This is a genomic window from Salipiger sp., assembly GCF_048261495.1.
Lineage (GTDB): Bacteria > Pseudomonadota > Alphaproteobacteria > Rhodobacterales > Rhodobacteraceae > Salipiger.
Genome location: NZ_JBLXFX010000024.1, coordinates 1 through 9,944, shown reverse-complemented (window position 1 = coordinate 9,944; position 9,944 = coordinate 1). Strand labels below are relative to the sequence as shown.

The 9,944-nt window shown below is 59.8% G+C and carries 11 protein-coding genes; 7 read left to right on the top strand and 4 right to left on the bottom strand.

Features of this window, described 5'->3' with window-relative positions:
• Nucleotides 1-597: 597 nt before the first annotated feature.
• Entirely contained in the window at nt 598-912 is a 315-nt protein-coding gene (locus tag ACN0RJ_RS22980) for an H-NS family nucleoid-associated regulatory protein (RefSeq protein ID WP_417725818.1), read from the top strand.
• 599 nt (nt 913-1,511) lie between these two features.
• Here the strand turns inward: ACN0RJ_RS22980 and ACN0RJ_RS22975 are convergent.
• The 3 genes from ACN0RJ_RS22975 to ACN0RJ_RS22965 form a co-directional block, all read right to left on the bottom strand.
• Nucleotides 1,512-2,678, bottom strand: coding sequence for an IS5 family transposase (locus ACN0RJ_RS22975; RefSeq protein WP_417725820.1), 1,167 nt, complete (start codon nt 2,676-2,678; stop codon nt 1,512-1,514).
• Nucleotides 2,679-2,746: 68 nt separating this feature from the next.
• Entirely contained in the window at nt 2,747-2,872 is a 126-nt protein-coding gene (locus tag ACN0RJ_RS22970; protein WP_417725817.1) for a hypothetical protein, read from the bottom strand.
• 144 nt (nt 2,873-3,016) lie between these two features.
• Nucleotides 3,017-3,295: a hypothetical protein gene (locus ACN0RJ_RS22965; protein ID WP_417725816.1), complete on the bottom strand. Its 279-nt coding sequence runs from the start codon at nt 3,293-3,295 to the stop codon at nt 3,017-3,019.
• A gap of 324 nt (nt 3,296-3,619) precedes the next feature.
• Between ACN0RJ_RS22965 and ACN0RJ_RS22960 the strand changes: the two genes are divergently transcribed.
• From ACN0RJ_RS22960 to ACN0RJ_RS22935, 6 genes are all read left to right on the top strand, one after another.
• A complete protein-coding gene (locus tag ACN0RJ_RS22960) occupies nt 3,620-3,772 on the top strand; it encodes a hypothetical protein (RefSeq protein ID WP_417725815.1) in 153 nt (50 codons plus the stop codon).
• A 39-nt stretch (nt 3,773-3,811) separates the two neighbouring features.
• Complete coding sequence (locus tag ACN0RJ_RS22955) at nt 3,812-4,246, top strand: TIGR02186 family protein (protein ID WP_417725819.1); 435 nt, start codon at nt 3,812-3,814, stop codon at nt 4,244-4,246.
• A gap of 648 nt (nt 4,247-4,894) precedes the next feature.
• Entirely contained in the window at nt 4,895-5,497 is a 603-nt protein-coding gene (locus tag ACN0RJ_RS22950; protein ID WP_417725814.1) for a rhomboid family intramembrane serine protease, read from the top strand.
• A gap of 197 nt (nt 5,498-5,694) precedes the next feature.
• Nucleotides 5,695-6,378 (top strand): ParA family protein, encoded by a 684-nt coding sequence (locus ACN0RJ_RS22945; RefSeq protein ID WP_417725813.1) that lies wholly within the window; start codon nt 5,695-5,697, stop codon nt 6,376-6,378.
• Complete coding sequence (locus ACN0RJ_RS22940) at nt 6,378-6,770, top strand: hypothetical protein (protein ID WP_417725812.1); 393 nt, start codon at nt 6,378-6,380, stop codon at nt 6,768-6,770. Before ACN0RJ_RS22945 ends, ACN0RJ_RS22940 begins: the two co-directional genes overlap by 1 nt.
• A 429-nt stretch (nt 6,771-7,199) precedes the next feature.
• Nucleotides 7,200-8,234 (top strand): replication initiator protein A, encoded by a 1,035-nt coding sequence (locus ACN0RJ_RS22935; protein ID WP_417725811.1) that lies wholly within the window; start codon nt 7,200-7,202, stop codon nt 8,232-8,234.
• A gap of 36 nt (nt 8,235-8,270) precedes the next feature.
• Here the strand turns inward: ACN0RJ_RS22935 and ACN0RJ_RS22930 are convergent.
• A protein-coding gene (locus ACN0RJ_RS22930) for an IS3 family transposase (RefSeq protein ID WP_417725810.1) occupies nt 8,271-9,430 on the bottom strand; the annotation gives its coding sequence in 2 pieces (ribosomal slippage) (nt 8,271-9,172 and nt 9,172-9,430; 1,161 coding nt in all).
• Nucleotides 9,431-9,944 lie beyond the last annotated feature (514 nt).

Below are 9,944 nucleotides of genomic sequence, written 5' to 3'. Positions count from 1 at the left end.
CGGCGCTTGAGCGCTTCATTGTAGGCCGGCCAGTTCCTGGTCCTGTAGGTTGGGGATGTAGGTCTGCTCATGCATCCCAGCTACCACTCTGGATTCACGAGATGAATCCCTCACGGGATTTGCGCAACAGAGCCAGGGTGACCTACTACCTCTGGAGACCGAAGGTCATGAGGCCGTCCTGGGCAACGGGGCCGTCGCAGAGACCTATATCGAATATGTGCAGCGCCGTGCATTCGCACAATTATCAGGAATATCTAAATCTATATGGAAATTGGCAAGCGATCAACGAGAGACCGATTACCCGCGTCCCTTCGGATCGTCTGGTATCGCCAGCGGTCCGCGCCCATTTCGCCCGATTAGGAGCGAAAACAGCAGCATGACGGAATGAGGCACAAGCTCACCTAAAGTCTTGGATACCCCTGGCCTCTGGGTAGGCTTGTGTCTTCGTCTGTATTGGGGAAACACGCGTCGGGTAAGGCTAGAGCCGGCGATGCATAAGATCATACTGACCCTAGAGCGGATTTTTCTGCGGCCAAGGTATGGCGGTTATGTATATCCTACATTACAAACTGAACCACAAAAGCTTGGAGTACAAATATGACCACCATCGAACTGACCAACCTTTCCAGAGAAGAACTCATTCAACTCTGGAAAGATGTAGACGAGGCCTTATCTAGCTTCGAACGGCGCCACAAGATATTAGCTTTGGCCGCCGCTGAGGCCAAGGCGAAGGAAATGGGATATTCTCTCAAAGAGCTATTGAATGCGAAAGCGTCCCGAAACATATCAGCTCCGAAATATCGACATCCCGAGAAAGCCTCAGTGACCTGGACAGGCCGTGGCCGTCAACCCAACTGGGTCAAAGAGCACGTTGCATCCGGAAGGCGCCTGGACGATCTGTTGATTGCGTAGTCGATCTTTACGCACGTCTTTCGACCTGCATGTTGATCTGTAACCTGATCTCCCGAAACGTAAGCAGCCGGCGTAGCTTGCAGTTTCCCATCAGTATCTGGTGGCGGCGCTGCGGTGCGGGCTCCCTCGACGAAGTCGGCGAGGCGTGAGAAGCCTCGCCAAATGACGGTCGTCTTCGGTGGCGCGTCCGACGCGCGGTCGAGATAGGCTCCGAGGCGCGCGACCACCCTGACATAGAATTCAAGAGTGCGCGGTTCTTGCCGCCTTCTACCTGGGATCACGTGTTCTGGCATGCGACGCTCGGCCTCGGAAAATGAAGCGTCAGGATGCGGTGCCAGAGCTCGGTCGAACCCGGCCTGACCGGGGTGATGCGTCAGCTGCCTGTGATAGTTGCCAGTTGCCTCAAACCCGATCCGCAGTGGCAGTTCGTAGCTGACGAACGCTGCAGACTCGCGTTGGAAGGGGTAATCCCCCCCGATCTTAGCAGGGCGCTGAAATAGTCGCCGAGCCGGAACGGTTTCCCTTCGTTGCAGGCCTTGCTGCCCGGCCTTGCGCATTTGGGTTCGAAAGGCGTGTGTGCGCCCTGCGGTTTCTCGTCGTCACGCTCCCAGCAGCCGGGGCAGTCTGGCGAGGTTGTTGGCGGCCATTGTGAGGATGAAGCGGGAGCGCACCCGCTCAACGCCGCGATAGACGGTCTGGGCCATGCCGCCGACGGTTTTGGCCCAGCCGAAAGCCTCCTCGATGCGTTTGCGGTACTTGATCGACAGGGCGTAACCCTCGTGCCGGGTCGTTCTGGCGTCGATTGCTGAGTATCGGGATTTCTGCGCGACATGGGGCGTGACGCAGGCCTGACGCAGGTCGGCAACGAACTCGGCCGCATCGAACCCCTTGTCGGCGCCCAGTGTCAGCTGTCGGGTCGATCCGGGGGAATGACGATGGATCATGTCGAGGGCGGCGCGCCGTTCGGCATGGCCATCTGCCCGTGTCAGGTCACCCTGCACGATCAGGCCCGAGCGGTTCTCCATCAGCGCATGACCCATGAAGCACAACATCGCGCCGGTGCCCGGGGACTTCTTGTAAAGCCGGGCATCCGGATCGCTGGTCGAGGCATGGGTGGCATTGGACCGCTTCTCGCCCCGGAAATCAACTTCGGCATTGCGGCTCTTGCGGTGGGGGCGGGACATCGGCTTCTCAGATGCGGTCGGTTCGGTGTGATCTTCGGTGGCAGCATCGGGTTCTGGCGGGCCGCCCGGATCGTCGTCGGGCGGCGTGTCGGAGGCCTTGGGCTGGAAGCTCTTCATCGAGGCCCAAGCCTTCACCAAGGTGCCATCGACCGAGAAGTGGTCGTCCGACAAGAGCGGCGCGACCTCGCGGTGCGCCAGGATCGCAGCCATCAGCTTGCGCGACATCTCTGTGGTCAGCAGCCGGTCGCGGTTCTTGGTGAACACCGTAGGCACCCAGACCGGATCGTCGATCCCAAGGCCGACGAACCAGCGGAACAAGAGGTTATACTGCATCTGTTCCATCAACTGCCGCTCGGAGCGGATCGAGAACAGGATCTGGATCAGGCTGGCCCGGATCAACCGTTCCGGCGCGATCAAGGGGCGGCCAAAATCGACATAGAGATGATCAAAATCCTCATCGAGGCTGGCCAGCGCATCGTTCACGACCTGCCGGATCTTCCGCAGCGGATGCCGCGCGGGGATGCGCTCTTCAAGGTCGACATAGCTGAACAGCGACCCGCACTTCTCGTCCGTTCCCCGCATCATCACCTCCGACGCCGTCCTGCCGGAGGTGAATCAAGTTCTGCAATCCACGTCGAGGACGGACTAATTCAGCAGGCTGTTAGGGGGATGCGGAAGTAGAATTTTCCCGGCACCCCGATCAGGACCTCAAGGCGATGCTTGGAGATATCGATGGCGACCAGAACGGTCGAAGGGATAGAATGGGTGGCGGTCATAGCCGGTCTCCTCAGCGGTGTGGTTCAGCAAAACCACTGATGAGACCTGAGACCCGGTTATGGTCACCCGCTGCGCGATACGGAGGCTGCGCGCGCGGCCATAACCTGCCACGTCAGCGCTGACGCTGGACAAATAGCAGGGTCTCACCCCTGCTTGATAAGTCCGTCATGAAACAACGTGCGGTGTAGCCGGATCGTTGCGCGCAGCTCAGCTTCATCCTGAGCCGCCGCGAATTGTGCCTCGAAGTATTCATCCAGCATGGAAGCCGACCGAAAATATCTGGCTCCGTTGACCAATGTTCCCGTGCCGGCGTTTGCGCTTGAAGCGTTGCTATTGCCGTCATCACCGGCACGCATGTCGAAAGAAGGTGTGCCTTCGGTGCAGTTACCGCAGTTGGCGTGAACCCTCTGTGATTCAAGCATCTTTTAGTATCCTTCTACAAATTTTCTGCCATCGGGAAAGCGTTCTTCATGTCAATTTTGGCAACAATGTGGCGAGCATCGACCATATTTCGTGAAAATATGAAACAGTCGCAAATTGGCCGCTCCCAAGTGGAGGCGCGAAACACAACGCGAATCTGGCACGTCGCTAGCCGCGAGGCCCGCGCGGCATGCGGCAGGCCTTAATACAAGATAGTCCGGTCGTTAATTTTGGCGCGAAAATTTCTAATTTACAGTCACTTGCCACATCCTTGCCACAAGACCTCTTTACCTCGCGATCAAACGAACCCTTCGAAAGACATTTCCATGTTGTCCATCATCCGCGACCGCGGCCGGTTTCGGTCGCCCCCCCGCTTCCGCAACCACCGACGCATGAATACTGATCGCGGGCTGGATGTCGCGGTTCTGCTGTTGAGCTACGGCGTGATCGTCGGGATGCTGTTCGCCATTGTGTTCTGAGGGATCTGTTGCATTAATGGGTGTGGCTTAATGTGAGATATAGACAGCGCCGAGTTCGGGTGGCTGCCGCGCTTCTACACGGTCGCCAGCAGCGACCCGTTGTCTGACATCCTCGATCCGGTCGAGGCCCTGCGCTACGGGATATCGCCTGCCGCATTGATCCATTTTCCGAGTGAAACCGATAACTTCGCTGAGGGCGCTTGGTTCGTCGAGGCGATGCTGCACCTCAGCGCCCGAAGCGGCCGCGTCATCGTCCATGAAGGCGATATCACATGCCAGGATGGGGTGCTGTTTTCGGGCGCGCGTGGAATGGCCCGTGTGTCTGATATCAAGAAGCTACCATGTACGGGTCAACAAGGGGCGGATCCTGGCGCGGGCAGTGGCCGAACTTCCGGTCCGCAAAGTTGCCGTGCAAAGGGCACCTTACGTTGCCGCACTGTGAGTGCTGGACGAAATCTCAAAAGCGATGGATGAAATTTCCCCAGTTTGGCGCTGTTTCCGATGGTCCGGGGGCATGCCCCCGAACCATCGGTGGCGCAGAATTGCCCCTGCAGATGCGAAAGGAAGGGCGCGCAGGTGGTGGAACTGAGGGAGATCGTGGTGATCTTAGAAGTGAAGCGGCAGGACCTCGGCGTCAGCGCGGGAGACCGGGCCAGACCGCAAGACTGTAAGGGATACTTCGGGCGTGGGCTTGAGACGCCGGTCTACGGGCCGGGCAACTCACGGCGCTTTTCTCCTCAGAAAGCGACTCTAACCGCCTCGACCTACCAGACTTAAAGATGTCCGATAATATAAACTTATCGGACATCTTTGAGAGTGCCATGGAACAGATTTATGTCGCTTTAATTTGATGGGTGCATTCGGCCAAATCCGCTACTCTTGTTGATCCCCGTATGGACCCTAAAGACGCGGTGGATAATGTCATGGGAGGGGCGCCAACTCTCTCTTCAGTCCAACAGAACGCCCCTGCCCGGCATGACGAGCCCGGTAGATTCCCGGATCGGGGCCGCGTATGACCGGCACTTGCGTGGCGGAGCAAGGATTGTCTGGGTGTCTGGCAGAGATGTGCTTTCAAGGAACGGTCGCGTAGGAATTCCTTCGGCGCGCTATGTCTGGTTGGGCATGGTGCTCGCCTTTACGATGATCGAGGCCGTGCTGAACCTTTCCGATGCAAAGTATCTTGGCACGCCAAACTGGCGTCCCGTCGCCTATCACTACGGTGGGTTCTGGGCGGGTCTGCTACATGGCTGGGAACCGCTTTACCCCGCTCAACGATTCAGCATGTTCGTGAGCTATGCTTTCCTGCACGCAGGATGGTATCACCTGCTGGGCAACGTTTTGTGTCTTACCTGGCTCGGCCTCCAACTGGAACGGGTATATTGCGCTGCACGCTTTGCTTTGCTTTTCGCGATTTCGGCACTTGGTGGCGGGATCGGGTTTGGCCTTCTCGCAACAAGTTCGCGTCCGATGGTCGGTGCCTCGGGCGCGATCATGGGCCTCATTGCGATCTGGATCGGCCTAGAGGCTCGTATGATGTCTGACGAAGGCGCATCCCGGGGTCGGACACTCGCTATGGTGGCTACTCGCGTTATTTTGCTCGCGGCACTGAATTTGGCAGCCTGGTTCACCGAGACTGGTGGCTTGGCTTGGGAAACACATCTCGGGGGATTTCTCGCCGCCGGATTGGCCATGTTGCTGATCCCTGCCCTGCGACCAGGTCGATGAGCTGAGCAAAGATCGTCCCGCCAAATTTTAACTAGTAGCTATCTAGTATCCCATTGTTACTATATAGATATCAGCTAACTATCCACTACCACAAGAATATCCGATAGCTATCCAATACTTCTCAGATATCTTCTTGATATGCGGTAGCTATCGGCTATCTTGGGCGCACAACAACAAACACATGAGGGAGCAGTCTCATGCCAGTCATTTCTTTCGCCAACCCCAAGGGTGGGGCGGGCAAGACGACAACGGCCCTTCTTTTGGCTATGGAACTCGCCGAACGCGGGGCAGGGGTCACGGTGATAGATGCCGACCCGGAACGCTGGATCTCGCAATGGGGGGCGTTGCCGGGCAAGCCCGACTGCATCGACATTCAGGGCGACGTCACCGAGGAAAGCATCGTCGACCGCATCGACGAGGCGGCGCAGGAATCGCAATTCGTCATCGTCGACCTCGAGGGCACCGCTAGCCTGATGGTCGCCAATGCCATCGGCATGTCCGACCTCGTGGTGATCCCCCTGCAGGGCTCTTCGATGGATGCCAAGGGCGGTGCAAAGACCATCCGTCTGATCCGCAACCAGGAACGCATGGCGCGCCGCTCGATCCCGCACGCAGTGGCCCTGACCCGGACCAGCGCCGCGGTCACCTCGCGCGCCATGAAGAACGTCCAGGCCCAGCTGGCCCGCGCCGGGATCGAGGTGTTCAGCACACCGATCGTCGAACGCGCCGCCTTCCGCGACCTCTTCGACTACGGCGGCACGCTTTCGGCGCTGGATCCGGCGCTGGTCAGCAATGTCGACAAGGCCCGCGCCAATGCCCGGGCCTTCGCCGGAGAAGTGCTGGCCCGGCTCAAGGCCGCGCGGCTGGCGGAGGCGGGCTGATGGGGAATCGCGCCGACCTCGGGTTCGGAGATGAGCTCGACGGTTTCGACCCGGCCGAATGGACCCCGAAGCCGAAACCGCGCCCCAAGGCCGCCCCGGAAGAGCGTGCGGCCAGCCGTGAACTGGCCGAGGCCACAGGCTTCCGCTCGCGCGAACCTGCGCCGAGGAGCAGGACAGGGGAGGGGAACCCGAAAACCACTGCACAACCGGCCCGCCAGCAACGCCGCCGCCGCACCGGGCGCAACGCCCAGTTCAACATCAAGGCGCGGCCCGAAACCATCGAGGCGTTCTGCGCCGTCGCCGACGCGAAGGGCTGGGGCCTCGGCGAAACGTTGGAACATGCAGTCGCGCTTCTCCAAGCCCACCACGGCAAGGGGAAGAGTGGGGGCTGACACCTCTCGAGGCCCCGTTCCGTCGCTGGAGGAATCTCCGCTGACCGCCCATTTCCGCCCTCCGCTCTGGCCAATTACGAGGCACAGGGTGTTAAATATGTGTTAAATATAGTGTTACGGTCCTTCGGAGACCTGTTTTTTCATTCAATATCAGCCACTTCCTGACACCCCCCGTGTGCAGAGTGGTGATTCTGCGTGTGTAAAGTGGTGATTCACCGTGGGTAAAGTGGTGATTCCCTCCGATTCGCGAATCAATCACTTGTTTCCGCCTATAAGCGCCTCGTCTTTTCTGTCCGTCGCCCCAATCTTGCTGGCAAAGCGTGTGTGAAATGTCGAAGTGGGCGTGTGTGAAGTGTCGTTTTCTACTTGGCGTGTGTGAAGTGTCGTTATAGGTTGCTGCGTGTGTGAAGTGTCGAAGCTGGGGATTCCATGACCACCGATTATCCGCTGCTCCCGGACCGCCATCCGCAGGGCGACTTCTTCGTCTGTGACATCCTCGACGCCGCGCCCAAGGGCGACGTCGGCTCGATGGAACACCCGATCTTCTCGCTTTCCACCAAGCCGGACACCCGGCCGCGAAAGTATGAGCACAACGGTAACACGGTCGAGATCAAGCCTTCGGTCGACGGGCTAGCCACGGTGCACGACCGCGACATCCTGATCTACTGCATCTCCAGCCTCATCAAGGGCATGAACGAGGGGCGCGAGCCCCAGCAGGTGATCCGCTTTCAGGCGGCCGATCTGCTCAAGGCCACCAACCGCATGACCACCGGGCGCGGCTACTCGCTGCTCAAGGCGGCGATGGAGCGGCTGGCCGGCACCCGGATCTCGACCAACATCACCACCGGCGGCAAGGAGATCTTCGAGACCTTCGGCCTAATCGAACGCGCGAAGATCGTCCGCGAAACCCGCGACGGCCGCATGCAGGAGGTCGAGGTCAAGCTCAGCGACTGGGTGTTCAACGCCATCCGCGCCCAGGAGGTGCTGACGCTCTCGCGCGAATACTTCCGTCTGCGCAAGCCGCTGGAACGGCGGGTCTACGAACTGTCGCGCAAGCATTGCGGGCGCCAGAAGGAATGGCGCGTCTCGATGGAGGTGCTGCAGAAGAAATGCGGCTCGGGCTCGACCCTGCGCGAATTCCGCCGCCTCGTCGCGGCGATCGCCAAGGAGGACGAGGAATACAACCACATGCCGGATTACCAGATCCGCATCGACGACGAGAAGGACCACCTCGTGGTGCGCTCCCGCGGCACGGTCGGCCCCGACGCTTCGGACCTCGTCACCATTCCGCCCCTCGACCCCGAGGTCTACGACATGGCCCGCGAAGCCGCCCCCGGCTGGGACGTGCGCATGATCGAACAGGAATGGCGGCAATGGGCCTCCGAAGTCCCCCGCAACGCCGAAATGGCCTTCCTCGGCTTTTGCCGGAAATGGGGGGAGAGGCGGGGAAGGCCGTTCTCGTGATCAGCTTCATTGACCTGCCCCCCGTTGGTCCCTCGTTCATAACGAGAGTCTGCCGGTTTGAGATTGGTAGTCGGCGGGTGGTTTCATGGCAAGCGCGCCGGGCGCAGAGCCATCAGGGAGCGCAAGCGTCCGGCGCGCTTCGAGCGGCGTCAGGTTGTCGAGCGAGGAGTGCGGCCTGACGGCATTGTAGTCATAGCGCCAGAGGGCGATCTTGCGGCGCGCGTCGTCCAGGGTGTCGAAGATCTCCTCATTCAACAGTTCATCGCGCAGGCTGCCGTTAAACGACTCGATGAAGGCGTTCTGCTGCGGTTTGCCAGGATCGATGTAGTGCCAGGCGACGTCGTTCTGCTCGGCCCATTTCAGGATCGTTCGGCTGGTGAACTCGGTCCCATTGTCGCTAACGATGCAAGCCGGCTTGCCATAGATCCTGACCAGCGCATCCAGTTCGCGGGCCACCCTCGCGCCCGAGATGCTGGTGTCGGCGACCAGACACAGGTTCTCGCGGCAGCAATCGTCGATCACCGCCAGGATCCGGAACTTGCGCGACGCCCCGAACGTGTCCGCCACGAAGTCCAGCGACCAGCGCTGGTTCGGCATCAGGGCCAAGGGCATCGGCGTGCGTGTGCCACGTGCCCGTTTGCGCCCCCTTCGCCGCCTGACCGACAGCCCTTCGTCGCGGTAGAGCCGATACAGCTTCTTCGGGTTCATCAGCATGCCCCTGCGCTCCAGCAGCAGCCCGATGCGCCGATAGCCGAACCGCCGGCGCACGGCGGCGATTTCCTGCATCGCTGTGCGGATCTCCAGATTGTCGGGCGGCCGCTCGCGCCGCACCGTCTTCGGATCGACACCGACCAGAACGCAGGCCCGGCGTTGCGAGATGTCATGGTCTCGCACCGCCCTCAGCACCGCGTCCCGCCGCGCGTTCGGTGTCGTCAGGGCTTTCCCAAGAGATCCTTCAGCACGACATTGTCGAGCATGGCGTCCGCCAGGAGCCGCTTCAGCTTGCCATTCTCGTCCTCCAGCGCCCTCAGCCTCTGGGCATCAGACACGTCCATGCCCCCATACTTGGCCTTGAGCTTGTAGAACGTGGCCGGGCTGAGACCGTGACGGCGATAGACCTCCGCCGTCGCCATTCCGGCTTCTTGCTCCTTGATCATCCCAATGATCTGCGCCTCGGTGAAGCGGCTTTTCCTCATGTCGTCTGCTCCTTCGTGATGAAGCAAACTCTACATTAAACTGAGGGACGTTCCGGGGGGCAGGTCATCATCAAGAAATTTTGCAACCCTGCTACCTCATGAGGTCTAGAGGCATATCCGATTGCGGCTGATCAAGGCGGTCCCGGCTCTTGGGAGAGCCAAGCCCATAATGCTCCTAGGGAAATTCCCAGCGCCCCCAGTAAGACATGAGCGATCAAGGCCCCGAGGATGCCGAATCCCAGAAACCAAGCGCAACAGCCAGCAATCGATCCTACAAGAATTCCGAGGGAAACGAAGGCGAGCATCCCATGTACCTCCCAAGAGTGCTCCCTCGATGTTGGTCGGGGCAGGAAGCAAAGTGATCTGCGCCTTACCATATTTAGTGCGAGGTAGCCCTTGGATTTTGAGGTGCCCCTAGTTTTCTAGACACCTGCCTCTGAGGTGCCCCTAGTTTTCTAGACACCTGCCTCTTTCGGTTTCTGCTGTCTGATCTCGAAATCAACGGGCGACAGCA